10 protein-coding genes are annotated in these 16066 nt (G+C 72.2%); 4 read left to right on the forward strand and 6 right to left on the reverse strand.

What is annotated here, in order from left to right:
* Positions 1–148: 148 nt before the first annotated feature.
* Positions 149–3076, reverse strand: a complete 2928-nt coding sequence (locus ACFVGW_RS20620; protein WP_385852992.1) for an FAD-binding and (Fe-S)-binding domain-containing protein — start codon at positions 3074–3076, stop codon at positions 149–151.
* Positions 3077–3112: 36 nt separating this feature from the next.
* Positions 3113–3556 carry a MarR family transcriptional regulator gene (locus tag ACFVGW_RS20625; RefSeq protein ID WP_352190974.1) on the reverse strand — a complete coding sequence of 148 codons (444 nt, stop codon included), beginning with the start codon at positions 3554–3556 and terminating at the stop codon, positions 3113–3115.
* Positions 3557–3650: 94 nt separating this feature from the next.
* Between ACFVGW_RS20625 and ACFVGW_RS20630 the strand changes: the two genes are divergently transcribed.
* Complete coding sequence (locus ACFVGW_RS20630) at positions 3651–5486, forward strand: ABC transporter ATP-binding protein (RefSeq protein WP_385852993.1); 1836 nt, start codon at positions 3651–3653, stop codon at positions 5484–5486.
* Between the two features lie 319 nt (positions 5487–5805).
* The gene (gene mltG, locus ACFVGW_RS20635) at positions 5806–6681 is read left to right on the forward strand and encodes an endolytic transglycosylase MltG (RefSeq protein WP_385852994.1); all 876 of its coding nucleotides are present in this window, start codon (positions 5806–5808) and stop codon (positions 6679–6681) included.
* 29 nt (positions 6682–6710) lie between these two features.
* Here mltG and ACFVGW_RS20640 read toward each other — a convergent pair whose 3' ends face one another.
* A complete protein-coding gene (locus ACFVGW_RS20640) occupies positions 6711–7781 on the reverse strand; it encodes an NAD(P)-binding domain-containing protein (RefSeq protein WP_385853122.1) in 1071 nt (356 codons plus the stop codon).
* Positions 7782–7911: 130 nt separating this feature from the next.
* Here ACFVGW_RS20640 and ACFVGW_RS20645 point away from each other — a divergent pair, with 130 nt between their 5' ends.
* Positions 7912–8331 (forward strand): secondary thiamine-phosphate synthase enzyme YjbQ, encoded by a 420-nt coding sequence (locus ACFVGW_RS20645; protein WP_385852995.1) that lies wholly within the window; start codon positions 7912–7914, stop codon positions 8329–8331.
* 117 nt (positions 8332–8448) lie between these two features.
* On the opposite strand, the gene ACFVGW_RS20650 is transcribed toward ACFVGW_RS20645, so the two are convergent.
* Positions 8449–12219, reverse strand: a complete 3771-nt coding sequence (locus ACFVGW_RS20650) for a S8 family serine peptidase (protein WP_385852996.1) — start codon at positions 12217–12219, stop codon at positions 8449–8451.
* A 146-nt stretch (positions 12220–12365) separates the two neighbouring features.
* Between ACFVGW_RS20650 and ACFVGW_RS20655 the strand changes: the two genes are divergently transcribed.
* Complete coding sequence (locus ACFVGW_RS20655; RefSeq protein ID WP_385852997.1) at positions 12366–13370, forward strand: helix-turn-helix domain-containing protein; 1005 nt, start codon at positions 12366–12368, stop codon at positions 13368–13370.
* Between the two features lie 54 nt (positions 13371–13424).
* Here the strand turns inward: ACFVGW_RS20655 and ACFVGW_RS20660 are convergent, their stop codons facing one another.
* Both ACFVGW_RS20660 and ACFVGW_RS20665 read right to left on the reverse strand, forming a co-directional pair.
* Entirely contained in the window at positions 13425–14612 is a 1188-nt protein-coding gene (locus ACFVGW_RS20660) for a M20 family metallopeptidase (RefSeq protein WP_385852998.1), read from the reverse strand.
* Positions 14609–16054, reverse strand: a complete 1446-nt coding sequence (locus ACFVGW_RS20665; protein WP_385852999.1) for an MFS transporter — start codon at positions 16052–16054, stop codon at positions 14609–14611. Before ACFVGW_RS20665 ends, ACFVGW_RS20660 begins: the two co-directional genes overlap by 4 nt.
* Positions 16055–16066: the final 12 nt, after the last annotated feature.

Here is a 16066-nt window from a genome sequence, read left to right on the forward strand (position 1 = left end):
TGGTGGTGCGCAAGGGCGCGGATTGGATTCTTGTGACGGGTAGTTGGACTCTTCCATTCCGGATCACCGGACCATGCGGACGACGAGGGTCCCTCACCCACATGGGGTAAGGGACCCTCGTCGTGCCAGACGGCGCGTCAGAACCCTGTCACGCAGGCCGTGTCGCACGCTCCAGTGCCAGGAGCACCGACTGATAGCTCCGGCCCGTCGCCCGCTCCATGCCGATCTCACACATCCGATTGGCCGACAGGTGCACGTCGAACGGACGCGCCGTCACCTCGGCGGCCTCGCGCGCGGTGGCCGAATCCGTCAGCTCCGGATGGAGCATGCCCCGGTCTCCCGCGAAGGCGCAGCAGCCCGCGTCGGCGGGTACGACGACCTCATCGGCGCAGGCCCCCGCCAGCGCCGTCAGGTGCTCCTCGTCCCCCAGATGCCGCATGGAACAAGTCGGATGCACCACCGCCGAGCCCACCGTGCGGCGTACGTCGAGCCGGGGCAGCAGCTCGTCCGCCGCCCACACCAGCGAGTCGACGACCGTCAGCTCCGCGTGCAACTCCCGGTTGTCGTCGGTGAGATAGGGCACCACCTCGTGCGCGATCCCGAGCGTGCAGGAGGACGCGTCGACCACCAGCGGCAGCCGCCCGCCCGCCGTCCAGCCCCAGGCCGCCTCGACGATCCGGTTGGCCATCACCTCGTTGCCGCGCTCGTACCCCTTCGAGCGCCAGATCGTGGCGCAGCACGTTCCGGCCACGTCGTCCGGGATCCACACCGGCCTGCCCGCCCGGCCGGAGAGAGCCACCATCGCGTCGGGGAGGGAGGGCCCCCGCACGCCGTCCGGCGCCCCGAAGATCCGGTTCACACAGGCCGGGAAGTAGACGGCCACCGCCGCCGGGCGGTGCGTACGAGGAAGACGCCGGGCGGCCGCGCCCGGGATCTGCGGCATCCACTCCGGTACGAGATCGGGCCGCACCGCCTTGCGCGCCGCGCCCGTCACCGCACTCAGCACGCGGTCGCCGATCCGGTCGGCCGCCGCGACGGCGAGGCGGGCCGAGGCCTCCACGGCACGGAAGTTCCTGGCCGCCAGGGCCGCGATCCGCTCCTCGCGCGGCGAGTGCCGCTGATGGCGGAACTCCTTCATCAGCGCCCCGGTGTCGATTCCGACCGGGCACGCCAGCTTGCAGGTGGAGTCGCCGGCGCACGTGTCCACGGCGTCGTAGCCGTAGGCGTCCAGCAGGCTCGCCTCCACCGCGGAACCGTCGCTCTGCCGCATCATCTCGCGGCGCAGGACGATGCGCTGGCGCGGAGTCGTCGTCAGGTCCTGGCTGGGACACGTCGGTTCGCAGAAGCCGCACTCGATGCACGGGGCGGCGATCGACTCCACCCTCGGGATGGTCTTGAGGCCGCGGAGGTGGGCCTGCGGGTCGCGGTCCAGGACGATCCGGGGCGCGAGCACCCCGTCGGGGTCGATGACCTCCTTGGTCCGCCACATCAGTTCCGTCGCCGTCGCGCCCCACTCCAGCTCCAGGAAGGGGGCGATGTTGCGGCCGGTGGCGTGCTCGGCCTTGAGCGAGCCGTCGTACCGCTCCACCGTCAGCTTGCAGAACTCGTCCATGAACGCGGCGTACCGCGCCACGTCCCGCGGGTCGCCGGCGTCGAAGGCCAGCAGGAAGTGCAGGTTGCCGTGTGCGGCGTGACCGGCCACGGCCGCGTCGAATCCGTGCCGCGACTGCAGGTCGAGAAGGTCGGCGCAGGCCTCGGCGAGCCGGTCCGGCGGTACGGCGAAGTCCTCGGTGATCAGAGTCGTACCGGACGGGCGCGAGCCGCCCACCGCCGTCACGAACGCCTTGCGGGCCTTCCAGTACCCGGCGATCGTGCCCGGGTCGCGGGTGAACGCGTTCTCCACCGAGGCGACCGGCGCGACGAGCTCGAGCCCTGCCAGGACCTCGGCGGCCGCCCGCTCGTACCCCTCCTGCGCGGCGGTGTCCGCGGCGCGGAACTCCACGAGCAGCGCCGCCGTCCGGCCGGGCAGGTCCGCCCAGTCCGCGGGGACCCCGGAGACGCTGACCGAGGCGCGCAGCGTGTTGCCGTCCATCAGCTCGACCGCGACGGCTCCCGCCTCGTTGAAGAGCGGCACGGCGGCGGCCGCGGCGGGCAGCGAGGGGAAGAACAGCAGCGCCGTGGAGACGCGCCGCTCCAGCGGCAGCGTGTCGAAGACGACCTCGGAGATGAAGCCGAACGTCCCCTCCGAGCCGACCATCAGGCCGCGCAGGATCCGCACCGGCGTGTCACCGTCGAGGAAGGCGTCCAGGCGGTAGCCGTTGGTGTTCTTGATGGCGTACTTGGCGCGGATCCGGGTGACCAGCTCCGGATCGGCCTCGATCTCGGCCTTGAGCGCCATCAGCCCGGCGCACAGCCGGGGCTCGGCGCGAGCGAGCTCCTCGTCGGCGCCCGGGTCGCCGGTGTCGACGACGGTGCCGCTCGGCAGCACGAAGGTGAGGGAGGCGACCGTGCGGTACGAGTTCCTGGTCGTCCCGGCCGTCATGCCCGAGGCGTTGTTGGCGACGACCCCGCCGATCGTGCAGGCGACGGCGCTCGCGGGGTCGGGTCCGAGGACCCGGCCGTGACGGGCGAGGGCGGCGTTGGCGCGGGCGACGGTGGTGCCGGGGCGGATCCGGGCGCGTGCGCCGTCGTCGAGGACCTCGACCCCCGCCCAGTGGCGGCGCACGTCGACGAGGATGTCCTCTCCCTGCGCCTGCCCGTTCAGGCTCGTCCCCGCCGCCCGGAAGACGACCTCGCGGCCCTTGCCGTGGGCGAAGGAGAGGACGGCGGAGATGTCGTCGAGGTCCTGGGCGACCACCACGACCTGCGGCACGAAGCGGTAGGGGCTCGCGTCGGAGGCGTACCGCACCAGGTCGGAGATCTTCGAGAGGACCTTGTCGGGGCCCAGGAGCGCGACCAGTTCCTCCCGCAGCAGGCGCGGCGTCCCCCGGGACTGCAGCGCGGGGACGCGGTCGGGGGCCGGAGTCCGCTTCGTACCGGCGCGCAGGGCCCGTGGGTTCGGCTCCAGCAGTGGCATGTCACGGCTCCCCTCGGCGTCCCGGTGCCCGCGCGGTCAGCAGCGGCGCTCCGGCACGTGGTCGACCAGAGCGGACAGCAGACCTCCGAGCACCTCGCGCTGATCGACGGTCAATGGAGCAAGGATGTCCTCTGCGGCGGCCCTGCGCGCGCTCCGCAACGCGCGGAGGGTCTCGCGTCCGTCGTCGGTGAGCTCGATCCTGACCACCCGTCTGTTCGTCGGATCGGGGACGCGGCGCACCCGTCCGGCGGCCTCCAGACCGTCCACGAGGCTCGTGACCGCCCGGGGGACGACCTCCAGGCGCTCGGCGAGATCGGCCATCCGGGGCGGGTGCTCGTAGTGCGCGACCGTGCGCAGCAGCCGGGACTGCGCGGGGGTGATGCCGACCGGCTCGAGCAGCCGCTTCTGGCTGCGCTGCAGCCGTCGGGTCAGGCGCAGCAGCTGCTCGGCGAGAAGGCCGTCGGCGTCGGGCGTGTTCATGGGGGAACAATATCAGGACCTTGTTCATTGTGAGTATAGGTAACAATGAGCTATGCTCTGATCGATTTGACCCTCACACCCCTCGTAGGAGCCCATGCGCCACCACGAAGAGTCCGACTGGACACCTCCACCGCGCGATCCCGCGCAGCCGAAGGAGCCCGCGCAGACGCGGCGCATCCTGCGGCTCTTCCGGCCCTACCGCGGCCGGCTCGCCGTCGTCGGCCTGCTCGTCGGCGCCTCGTCCCTGGTGACGGTGGCGTCGCCGTTCCTCCTCAAGGAGATCCTCGACACCGCGATCCCGCAGGGCCGCACCGGGCTGCTGAGCCTGCTCGCCCTCGGCATGATCGTCACCGCCGTGACGACGAGCGTGTTCGGCGTGCTCCAGACCCTCATCTCCACCACCGTGGGCCAGCGGGTGATGCACGATCTGCGCACCGCGGTCTACGCCCAGCTGCAGCGGATGCCGCTCGCCTTCTTCACCCGGACGCGCACGGGCGAGGTCCAGTCCCGGATCGCCAACGACATCGGAGGCATGCAGGCGACGGTCACCTCGACCGCCACCTCCCTCGTCTCGAACCTCACCGCCGTCGTCGCCACCGTCGTCGCGATGCTGGCGCTCGACTGGCGGCTCACCGTCGTCTCGCTGCTCCTGCTGCCGCTCTTCGTCTGGATCAGCCGCCGCGTCGGCCGCGAGCGCAAGAAGATCACCACCCAGCGGCAGAAGCAGATGGCCGTCATGGCCGCGACCGTCACCGAGTCGCTCTCCGTCAGCGGCATCCTGCTCGGCCGCACCATGGGCCGCTCCGACTCGCTGACCAAGTCCTTCGCCGAGGAGTCCGAGCGCCTCGTCGACCTCGAAGTGCGCTCCTCCATGGCCGGACGCTGGCGGATGTCGACGATAGGCATCGTCATGGCCGCCATGCCCGCGCTGATCTACTGGGCCGCGGGCTTCGCCCTCCAGGCCGGAGGCCCGGCCATCTCGCTGGGCACGCTCGTCGCCTTCGTCTCGCTCCAGCAGGGCCTGTTCCGGCCGGCTGTGAGCCTGCTGTCCACCGGCGTCCAGATGCAGACCTCTCTCGCCCTTTTCCAGCGGATCTTCGAGTACCTCGACCTCCCCGTTGACATCACCGAACCCGCGAACCCGGTCCGGCTGGAGAAGATCAGCGGCGAGGTGACGTTCGAGAACGTGGACTTCCGCTACGACCCCGAGGGCCGCGGCCGTCCGACGCTCGACTCCATCGACCTGACCGTCCCGGCCGGCGGCAGTCTCGCCGTCGTCGGACCCACCGGCTCCGGCAAGTCCACGCTCAGCTATCTGGTGCCCCGGCTCTACGACGTGACCGGCGGCAGGGTCCTGATCGACGGCGTCGACGTCCGCGACCTCGACTTCGACAGCCTCGCCCGGGCCGTCGGCGTGGTCTCCCAGGAGACGTACCTCTTCCATGCCTCCGTCGCCGACAACCTGCGCTTCGCCAAGCCCGACGCCACGGACGAGGAGATCCGGGCCGCCGCCCGCGCCGCGCAGATCGACGATCACATCGCCGGCCTGCCCGAGGGGTACGACACCCTCGTCGGCGAGCGCGGCTACCGCTTCTCGGGTGGTGAGAAGCAGCGCCTCGCCATCGCGCGGACCATCCTGCGCGACCCGCCGGTGCTCATCCTCGACGAGGCGACCAGCGCGCTGGACACCCGTACCGAACACGCGGTGCAGCAGGCGATAGACGCCCTCTCCGCCGGACGGACCACCATCACCATCGCCCACCGGCTCTCCACCGTCCGGGACGCGGACCAGATCATGGTCCTCGAAGCCGGCCGGATCGCCGAGCGCGGCACCCACGAGGAACTCCTCGCCCGCGACGGCCGGTACGCGGCCCTCGTGCGCCGCGACGAACACACGAACGCGGGAGCGGTTGTTCCCCAGAACGTGTGATCGTTCCCGATTCCGTTGCTCAACTCCCGTGTGACAGCTGATGATTACGGTGCGCAAGCGACGGGCTGCAGACCGTCACCGCGCACTGTCCCGCGGATGTCGTACAGACGTCCCACGCTGTACCTGCACAAGGAGAACGCACCACCATGAACGTCATCACCAACCTGCTCGCCGGCGTCTTCCACTTCCTGGGCTGGCTTGTCTGACCCTCACGCCCGGCAGGAAAGCGACGCCGTCGGTCCCCCGTCCCAGGGGACCGGCGGCGCCGCCGCATGTGCGGATCCCCGGTTTCGGCCGCGGCGCGGGTTAGCGTGCGACCATGACGCACCGGACCTGGCAGCCCGAACACCGTCGCCGCCGTCCCCGGCTCACCCGGCTCGGCCGGTTCGCCGTGCTCTTCGGGGCGGGCATCGCCCTGGCCGCGGCGATCACCATCCCCCTGGTGCTGCTCTTCGGTGAGGACGAGCGTGCTCCCGTCCCCGTACCCGAGAAGCAGCGGACCCTGCTCGTCCCGGAAGGCTGGCGGGCCGGCCAGGTGTACGCGGCGGTCGACCGCTCCCTCGGCCTCGCCGAGGGCACCACCCGCGGCGTCGCGGACGCCCCGGCCACGGCCCTCGGGCTGCCGGCCGCCGCCCGGGGGAACCCCGAGGGGTACCTCTTCCCGGCGACGTACCCGGTGGCCGCCGCGACCACCCCGGAGAGCCTGCTGCGGTACATGGTCCAGACGGCGGGGAAGCGCTTCGGCGCCGACCACATCGCCGCGGGGGCCCAGCGCAACAAGGTCAGCGTGCACCAGACGGTGATCATCGCCAGCATCGTGCAGGCGGAGGCCGACACCGGCGAGGACATGAGCAAGGTCGCCCGCGTCGTCTACAACCGGCTCGCCCGGGGCATGGCGCTTCAGATGGACTCCACGCTGAACTACGCCATGGGGCGCTCCACCGTCGACACCAGCCACGCCGACACCAAGATCGACAGCCCGTTCAACACCTACGAGCGCCCCGGTCTGCCGCCCACCCCGATCGGCAATCCGGGCGAGCAGGCGATGGCGGCGGCGACCCGGCCCGCCGAGGGCGACTGGCTGTACTTCGTGACCGTGAAGCCGGGGGACACCCGGTTCACCGCCGACTACGCCGAACACCAGGCGAACGTAGAGGAGTTCAACGCCGTCCGCCGCGCGGCCACGGCCGGCTGACCTCGCTTCTCCGTCGCGGCCCTGCCGGCCTACGAGGCCGCGACGGGCTCTCGCTCCAGGAGGCGGCGGATCTCGCTGACGGCGGCGCGCCCGGCCCGGTTGGCGCCGATCGTCGAGGCCGAGGGCCCGTATCCGACGAGGTGGACGCGCTCGTCCCGTACCGCCCGCGTGCCCTCCACCCGGATACCGCCGCCCGGCTCGCGGAGCCTGAGCGGGGCGAGGTGGTCGATGGCGGCGCGGAAGCCGGTCGCCCAGAGGATCACATCGGCGTCGACGGTCCGGCCGTCGGCCCAGGCCACGCCGGTCGGCGTGATCCGGTCGAACATGGGGTTGCGGTCCAGGACGCCGCGCTCCCGTGCGTCGCGGATCGCGTCGGTGAGCGGGAGCCCGGTGACGGAGACGACGCTCTGCGGCGGCAGCCCGCGCCGTACCCGCTCCTCGACCAGCGCGACCGCCGCCCGGCCCTGCATCTCGCCGAACGGCCCCTCGCGGTAGACGGGCTCGCGCCGGGTCACCCAGGTCGTCCCGGCCGCGACCTCGGCGATCTCCATCAGGTGCTGCGTACCCGAGGCCCCGCCGCCGACCACGATCACCCGCAGACCCGCGAACTCCTCGGGGCCGGGGTAGTCCACGGTGTGCAGCTGACGCCCCCGGAAGGTCTCCTGGCCCTGGTAGCGCGGCCAGAAGGGCCGGTCCCAGGTGCCGGTCGCGTTGATCAGTGCACGGGTCGCGTACGTCCCCTCCGAGGTCTCCACGAGCAGCCGCCCGCCCTCGCCCTCGCGGACGGCGCTCACCTCCACCGGCCGGTGGACGCGCAGGTCGAAACGCTCCTCGTACGCCGTGAAGTACTCGCCGATCACCTCGGACGAGGGCCGGCGCCCGTCCGCGCCTGTCAGCTCCATCCCGGGCAGCGCGTGCATCCCGTGCACCTTGCCGTACGTGAGCGAGGGCCAGCGGAACTGCCACGCGCCGCCGGGGCGCGGGGCGTGGTCGAGGACGACGAAGTCGCGATCGGGCGCGAGGCCCGTGCGGCGCAGGTGATAGGCGGCGGAGAGCCCCGCCTGCCCGGCGCCGATCACGACCACGTCGATGTCCCGCACGTCCTGCCCGCTGCTCTCAACCCCGAAATCGTTCACGATTCCACCAACCGAGGAGCGGCCCGGGATCTTCCCGTCCTGCCCCGCGGAGCGTGGAGGCGCGATCCCGCCCGGTGACCGGCAGGATGGCCTCATGTCCACCTTCACCACCCGTGTGCTCACGCTCACCACCGGCTCTGCGGAGACGGTCACCGACCTCACCAAGGCCTGTGCGGACTTCCTCACGCAGACGGCACCGGCCAGCGACGGCCTCCTCAACCTCTTCGTCCCCCACGCCACGGCCGGCCTGGCCATCCTCGAAACGGGCGCGGGCAGTGACAGCGACCTCCTGACGGCGCTCCACCACCTCCTTCCGGCCGACGACCGCTGGCAGCACCGCCACGGCTCCCCGGGCCACGGCCGCGACCACGTCCTCCCGGCCCTGGTCCCACCCCACGTGACGCTCCCGGTGATCGCAGGACGCCTGGAACTGGGCACCTGGCAGTCGATCTGCCTGGTGGACACGAACAAGGACAACCCGGAGCGCCAGGTGCGGCTGAGCTTCCTGGGCTGACCCGGGTGGGCTCCGCCGCTCGCCGTACGGGCGCATGCGGCCGCCTCCAGCCATCGGGCGGCTGTGGCCCCGCGGAACGTCCGTCCGTTGTGGGGGACGTCCTGCGGGGCCTCGGGGTCAGCGGACGTCGTAGGCGCGGGTGACCGTCTGGCGGACGGAGTTGCCGTTCGCGTCGGTCAGTTCGGCACGCAGGGTGACCTGTCGGCCGGAGGCGGCCGCGTGGTCCACGGTCGCGGTCCACCGGCCGTCGTGCCGGGTGACCGGGGCAGCGGTCCAGGTCGCGCCGCCGTCGTACGAGTACGACAGCGCGGCGGAGGCGAGAGCGGCTGGGGTGTAGCCGCCATGACCGGTCGCGGTCAGGGTGATCCTCTGACCGGCCTTCGCGGCGAGGGTCTTGGCACCGTCCTCGGGCAGCCCGTAGCGGGGGAAGAGGATCGGGACGGGCTGGGAGTAGACGCTCTCGTCACGTGCGGAGCGGAACCGCCAGACGGTGTCGACCGCGGTCGACCGCTGCCAGACCTTGGCCGGCGCACTGATCTTCTGGATGAACTGCTCGAGCTCGTACGTGCCTTCCTGTGCCGGGACGTCGAAGACCCCGTAGGGGTAGACGGATCTGCCGAGCTGCTCTCCGTCGCGGCGCAGTGTGAGGTTGCCGATGTCCCCGAACGATCCGGCCTCGCCGTAGTGAGTGCCGTCGCCCCACATCGCGGAGGCGAATCCGATCAGGTCGCCCTGGCGTTCGGCGGCCAGACGGGGCTTTCCTGTGACGTCGATCGGCGCGCGCGGGGCGATGACGCCGTCGTACCACTCCTCGGTGCGCCGCTCGCCCGTCGTGTACGCGCGCGGTGCGGCCACCATGGACTCGCCCCAGGGGAAGCTGCTGGAGAGGTAGCGCTGCCAGGTGGTGTCGCCGGGGGTGAAGAGATCGGCCCGGGTGCCGGGCACCGCGACGCTGTCGAAGGGCACCAGTACCCGCGAGCCGTCCGGCCGGCCGGCCAACACGGCGTCGATGTAGTCGGTGGCGACGCCCATGGAGTGGTACGTGGACGTGCTCCGGCCGAGGCGGTCGTCGTCGACGCGGTACGTGCGGTCCTCGTCGATCTCGCCGCGGTGCGGGAACGCGAGGGTGTACGTGTACGGGCTCTTCGCCGTGGCCTTCCAGGAGAGGGTGACCTCGCCGGTCGCCAGCCGGTCCAGCAACGCCCTGGCCTCGGCGGACTCGACGGCGAGAGCCGGGAGTTCGGCGCCGGTGCCGATGGTGGGCAGCCAGCGGCCGGGGGCGGTGTGGTAGGCGAGGACGGCCTTGGCACCCGCGGCCTTGGCGTCGCGGACGTGCCGGGCGACGCTCGCCGCGCCGTCCGCGACACGAACCAGGGCGATCCTGCCCTGGACACCGGCGGCCGCGAGCTCCTCGGCCGTTCCGGACTTGGCATCGACGAGAGGTGCCCGGCCCGTTCCGTCGAGGTTGACCGAACCCGTCGACGCGGTGACGGGGTGCAGTCCCTCGCCCCCGACGACGGCGAACTCGGAGATCTGTGGCGCCGCGGCCCGCCAGTAGCTGGTGAACTCGAAGTCCCCGTCGCTCGCCTCGCCTTCGACGGAGGCGTAGTAACCGCGAACGGTACGGCTGCCGGAGAACGTCCCGGAGTGCCCCCAGGTGTCGTCCCAGGACCGCGCGAAACTCAGCACCGCGCTGCGCACTTCGGTCGTGCGGTCGGTGCGCAGTCGCAGCCGGTGCGCCCGGCGGGCGTCGAGGACGACGGTGGTGTCCTTCGTCAGCTCGATCTGCGGGCGGCCCAGGTACGTGATCGAGTCGACGAGCCCGGCACCCTCGCCGGCGTCGGGGGTGACGACGTAGCCGGACAGGAAGTAGCTGCCGACGCGGAGCCGGTACGTCTGCTCCGCCGCGCCGCCGTTGTAGCGGCGCTCGCCGGTGGCGGTGTCGGTGCTGACGACGTCCAGTGCGGAGGCGCCTGCTGCCGGCCGGCCGAGTCGGTCCACGGTCTTGACGCGCAGGGTGACGGTCTCGGGCTGGACGTAGAGGGAGAAGGGTGTGGAGACGTGGAGGCCGTCGGGGCCGGTGGCGAGGACGCGGCCGGTGACGTCGCCGTACTGGGCGCGCTCCAGGTGGGCGGTGGGGTCCAGGTGGAGCGGGACCTGGACGGTGGCGCCTGCCGGGACGGTGACGGTGCGTGTGCCGAGCCGGGCGACGGTGGACCGTATGTGCGAGCCGTCGTTGCCGGTGACCTTGTCGACGGCGAGTGTCAGGGTGAGGGCCTTGGCGGTGGTGTTGGTGTAGGGGACGGGGACCGTGGTGCGGTCGCTGTTGTGCTGGGGCCAGTTGAAGGTGCCGCCCTGGACGGCGTCGGCGCCGAGGACCGTCTGGTCGATGGCGGCCTTGACGTCGAGCCGGCCTGCGCCGGTCTCGCGGACGTCGCCGGGGACGGCGCTGTGGGCGGAGGAGACGAGCGCGGCCTTGATCTGCTGGGCGGTCCAGTCGGGGTGTCGCTGTTTGACGATGGCGGCGGCGCCGGCGACGTGCGGGGTGGCCATCGACGTACCGGACATGGCCTGGTAGGCGTACACGCCCCGGCCGCCGGCCGCCGCGGCGGATATGCCGACGCCCGGGGCGGCGATCTCCGGCTTGAGGGTGTGGCTCAGTGTGGTCGGGCCGCGGCTGGAGAAGGAGGCGGTGGAGTCGTCGCGGTCGGTGGCGCCGACGGTGAGGACGCTGGGCGCGCAGCCCGGCGAGGAGACCGTGTTGAGCGAGGGTCCGGTGTTCCCGGCGGCGACGACGAACAGGGTGCCCTGGTTCTGGGCGAGTTCCTCGGCGGCGATGCTCATGGGGTCGGTGCAGTCGGTTTCGGCGGGGTTGCCCAGGCTCATGGAGACGACGTCGGCGCCCTGGGCGACGGCCCACTCCATGCCGGCGATGATCCAGGACGTGGCGCCGGAGCCGGAGTCGTTCAGGACCTTGCCGTTGAGGAGGTCCGCGCCCGGTGCGACGCCCTTCTTCGCGCCGCCGCTCGCCGCGCCGGAGCCGCCGACGGTGGAGATGGTGTGGGTGCCGTGGCCCTGGCGGTCGTCGGTGGTGTCGGAGTCGGTGAAGTTCTCCGAGGCGACGACCCGGCCCTTGAGGTCGGGGTGCTCGACGTCGGCGCCGGTGTCGAGGACGGCGACCTTGGTCCCCTTGCCGTCGAAGCCGGCGGCCCAGGCCTCGGGCGCGTGGACCTGCTTCGTCGAACGCTCCAGCGTGGCCTGAACCTTACGGTCCAGCCAGAGCTTCCGGACGTCGGCGCCGGATCGGGAGCGGCGCGAGGTGATGTCGGCCCAGAAGGCGGCCGCGTTCTTCTTGTCGGCCTTGAGCGCCACGCCGTCGACAGCCCTGAGGACCTGGCCGCGGGCCGCGCCGCGTGGGGAGGCCGGGACGGCCCGGGTCACGTCGACGGACGAGTCGTAGACCGCGATCAGGGGCAGGGCCGAGGTGCGGGAGTCGTCGTACCCCTGCCGGATCAGACCCGTGACGTTGAAGAGTTCCTCGTCGACGCGGTCCGCGGCGAGCGGCTCGGCGGCGCCCTCGGGGTAGACGTACAAGTCCTTGCCGGAGCGGCGGGTCTCGAGCAGGGGGACGCTGCCGTCGTCGCGCGGCAGTGCCGTCGCGGAGGCGCGACCCGAGTGGCCCGTGGTCACCAGGACCCGGTCCCCGGTGACGAGGGTGACCGTCACGGGCCTGTCCGTGTGCTGTGCGGTCGCCGCCTGCGTACCGACGAGCGGTCTGTCGCCGGGGGCGCCTTCCTGCGGCTCGGCGGCCGCTGACGGCGTCAGCGCGGTGACGGCCAGGACGGCGGCGGTCGCCGCTCCCAGAGCCGTACGTGGTTTCGGGCGCATCGTTCTCCCTTGGTCGTTGCTGCTGCGGTGGCGACACCTTGGCAAAGGGGACGAGCGGTGCGGAACAGCGTTCGCGGGCGGGAAGGTGCCGCGGCCGTTTCCCGCCAGGGGGACGGTGGAAGGACACCCTCCGAAAGGGGGGCAGAGTGCTCGGAGCAGTGGGACTCGACGACACGCAGGAGGAGGCGTACCGCAGCCTCGTTCGGCTCGGCGGCGCTGACGTGCCCGAACTCGCCCGTCGGCTCGCGCTCGCCGAGACCTCGGTGGCTGCCGTGCTGCGCCACCTCGAGGAGCGAGGCCTCGCGGCACAGCCCGACGCCGCCGCGGGGCGTTGGGTGGCGGCTCCGCCCGGGGTCGCCCTGGGCGCGCTGCTCACCCGGCAGCGACACGTGCTGGACGAGGTCGAACGGGCGGCGGCGCTGCTGGCGGACGCCTACCGGTTCGAGGCCGCGCGGCCCGCGGTGCACGACCTCGTGGAGGTGGTGACAGGAGCGACCGCTGTCTCGCACCGCTTCCTCCAGTTGCAGATGGGGGCGGTGGAGGAGCTGTGCGTGCTGGTCACCGGCACGCCGGTCGCCGTCGCGCCGATGGACAACCCGGTCGAGGGCGAGGCCGTGGCCCGGGGAGTCGCCTATCGGGTGGTGCTCGAGCGCGGCGCTCTGGTGCTGCCGGGCCAGCTTTCCGAACTCGTCGTGGGGCTCGGGCGCCGGCAGGAGGTCCGGCTGGTCGAGAGGGTTCCGACGAAGCTGGTGGTGGCCGACCGCACGCTGGCGATGGTGCCGCTCGGTGACCACGGCTCCGAGCCCGCCGCTCTGGTGATCCACGCGAGCGGGGTTCTGGACCTGCTGATGGATCTGTTCGAGCGGGTGTGGAGGAGCGCGCTGCCGCTGCAGCTCGGCGGGGGCGGAAAGCTGATCGAGGACGAACCCGTCGAACCCGCCGGACCCGATGCGACCGACCTCCAGATCCTCGCCCTGCTCCTGGTCGGAATGACGGACACGAGCATCGCGAAGCAGTTGCGGATGGGTCTGCGTACCGTGAAGCGACGAGTGAGAGGAATGATGAACCTGGCGGGCGGCACCACCAGGATCCAACTGGGCTGGCGCGCCTACGAACTCGGCTGGATCGCCGGCCCGCCGAGGCCACCGTGACGGGCTCGTCCCCGCCGTGCTGAGCGCGGCGGGGACGACTTGCGTCGAACCACGTCAGTGAGGGGTGGCGGGGTTCCGGGTGGTCAGGCGGGTGAGCAGGGAGGTGCGGTGGGCGTCGTCGGCGGCGAGGTCGATGGCGGTCCACGCCATGGCCAGGCCGCCCTCGAGCAGAGCCAGGTCGGCCTGCGGCGTGGTGCCGTACCGGGTGAACTCCGGGTTGTGCATGATCGCGCCCCCGCAGTCGTAGCCGATCATGGGGTGGATGGTGGGCACGAGGTGCGAGACGTTGCCCATGTCCGTCGATCCGCCGCGCAGGGTGGGGTCGACGTCCTGGACCACCCGTCCGAGGTCCCGGGCGGCCTCCAGGTAGCGGCGGGCGATGGCGAGGTCCTGGCGCAGGTCCGCGTAGTCGTTGCCGACCGCTTCCATCGCGAGCTCGGCACCCGTCGCCATCGCACCGGCCCGGAAGCAGGCACGGATGCGGGCCTGCAGCGTACGGAGCTCCTCCAGGGTGCCGGCACGGCAGTCGTAGTCAGCGGTGACACGGTCGGGGATGACGTTGGCGGCGTCCCCGCCGTGGGTGACGACGCCGGAGACCACCGCCCCCGGCAGCATCTGCTGGCGGTGGGCGGCGATGGCGACCTGAGCGATCATCATCGCGTCGGCCGCGTTGATCCCGCGGTCGGGCATGGCCGCGGCGTGGGCGGCGCGGCCCGTGTAGCCGACCTTCCAGCTGCCGATGGCCTGGGAGGTCATACCCACGGCGTCCTGCGGGGCGGCGTGGACCATCATCGCTGCCGCCACGTCGTCGAAGGCGCCGGCCCGCAGCATGTCCACCTTTCCGCCGCCGGACTCCTCGGCAGGGGTGCCCAGCAGCTTCACGGTGATGCCGAGGTCGTCGGCGTACGGGGCGAGGGCGAGGGCGGTGGCCACCGCGGCGGCGCCGTTGACGTTGTGCCCGCAGGCGTGGCCGATGCCGGGCAGGGCGTCGTACTCGGCGCAGATGCCGATCACCAGCTCGCCGGTGCCCGCGGTCGCCCGCAACGCGGTCGGCAGGCCGTACGCACCGCGCTCGGTGTCGAAGCCCGCGGCCTCGACGAGGTCGGCGATGCGCCGGGCCGACCGGTGCTCCTCGTAGGCGAGTTCGGGGTCGGCGTGCAGGGCGTGGCTGAGGCCGCGGAGTTCGTCCCGGCGGGCTTCGAGGACGGCACGGGTCCGTTCTCGCAGTGTGGTGGCGGTCATGCGTGGTCCTTCGCGGGCTGGTTCGTGCGGTACAGCAGGGCGAGTGCGGCGCCGGCGACGGAGACGACCGCACACAGGGTCCATGAGGTGGTGTAGGCGCCGAGCGCGGGCAGCGGCCGGCCGGCGGCGGTGTGGTGGGCGAAGACCGTGAGGACGGCCGCGGCGCCGAGGGATCCGCCGACGTTGATGAGCAGTTCGTTGATGCCGGACCCGACGGCGGTGCGGTCGTGCGGTACGGACTCGACCGCGAGGGTGCGGGTGGAGTGCTGCATGAAGCCGGTGCCGAGCCCGGCCACCGCCGTGCCGGCGAGAAAGCCGGCGAGATCGGTGTGGCACAGGGCGGAGACGACGTACCCGAAGGCCATCAGGAGACAGCCGCACACGAGCGTGAGCCGGTCGGACAGCGCCCGGGCCACCGCGGGGGCGGCGAGCGCACCCGCGGCGAGGGCCAGCAGGTTGGGCAGCATGGCCAGGGCGATGGCGAAGGGGTCGAGGCCGGGTCCGTAACCGTCGCGAGCGGTGCTGGTGCCGAGGAACACGGGGTTGGCGACCTGGAGGCCCAGCATGCAGAAGGTGAAGGTGATCGTCACGAGGGAGACCACGGCGACGTTGCGGCGGCGGAACATCCGGACGTCGATCATCGGGTCGTCGGTCCTCAGCTCGACGCGGACCCAGATCGCCGTCACGACGGCGCCGCCGATCAGGCAGCCCAGCGTGCGCGGGGAGATCCACTCCCAGCCCGGCGTGCCGCCGAGGCCGAGACCGAGCATCACGGCGAGGAGCCCGACGCAGAGCAGGATGCCACCGGTCCAGTCGATCCTGCCGCCCGGCCGGTGGTCCGACTCCGGCAGCAGGCGCCAGCTGACGGCGAGGGCGATCGAGGTGGCGACGGCGGGCACCCACAGGGCGGCGGTCGGACTGTCGACCGAGCGCGCCACCAGGCCGCTGGTCACGAGTCCCAGGGCCAGGCCGCCGACGAGCGCGGCGACCATCACGCTGATGCCCTTGCGGCTTTCGGCGGCCCGCCCGGAGCGGTTGCGCAGGATGCCGACGAGGAGAGGGAAGAAGCCGGCGAAGGCGCCTTGGAGGACCTGCCCGGCGAGCAGCGTCGAGAAGTCGCGGGAGACGCCGACAAGGACGGAGCCGAGCAGGACGATCGCGAGGTTCCAGCGCAGCGTCCTGCGGTGGCCGTACAGGTCTCCCATGCGGGAGAGCACCGGCGTGAACGCGACGCTGGAGAGCAGGTTGGCGATGCTGATCCAGTTCAGGTCCGCCGCCGACACCTTCAGGGTGTCCGTGAGGCCGCGCAGGATCGGCGAGAGGAAGCCCTGGGTGATGCCGCTGGAGAGCTCCACGAGCATCACCGAGGCGAGCACGGCGACCGCGGGCGTAGGGCGTACCGGCGATCTCGGTGTGGCCGGAGGTGCAGCGGTGTCCGTCATACGTACCACCTG

This window comes from Streptomyces sp. NPDC127129, assembly GCF_042671585.1.
Taxonomy (GTDB): domain Bacteria; phylum Actinomycetota; class Actinomycetes; order Streptomycetales; family Streptomycetaceae; genus Streptomyces.

Coding starts and splice junctions, on each gene's coding strand:
- ACFVGW_RS20620 (WP_385852992.1), bottom strand. CDS start 3,076: ATGCCACTGCTGGAGCCGAACCCACGGGCCCTGCGCGCCGGTACGAAG.
- ACFVGW_RS20625 (WP_352190974.1), bottom strand. CDS start 3,556: ATGAACACGCCCGACGCCGACGGCCTTCTCGCCGAGCAGCTGCTGCGC.
- ACFVGW_RS20630 (WP_385852993.1), top strand. CDS start 3,651: ATGCGCCACCACGAAGAGTCCGACTGGACACCTCCACCGCGCGATCCC.
- mltG (WP_385852994.1), top strand. CDS start 5,806: ATGACGCACCGGACCTGGCAGCCCGAACACCGTCGCCGCCGTCCCCGG.
- ACFVGW_RS20645 (WP_385852995.1), top strand. CDS start 7,912: ATGTCCACCTTCACCACCCGTGTGCTCACGCTCACCACCGGCTCTGCG.
- ACFVGW_RS20650 (WP_385852996.1), bottom strand. CDS start 12,219: ATGCGCCCGAAACCACGTACGGCTCTGGGAGCGGCGACCGCCGCCGTC.
- ACFVGW_RS20660 (WP_385852998.1), bottom strand. CDS start 14,612: ATGACCGCCACCACACTGCGAGAACGGACCCGTGCCGTCCTCGAAGCC.
- ACFVGW_RS20665 (WP_385852999.1), bottom strand. CDS start 16,054: ATGACGGACACCGCTGCACCTCCGGCCACACCGAGATCGCCGGTACGC.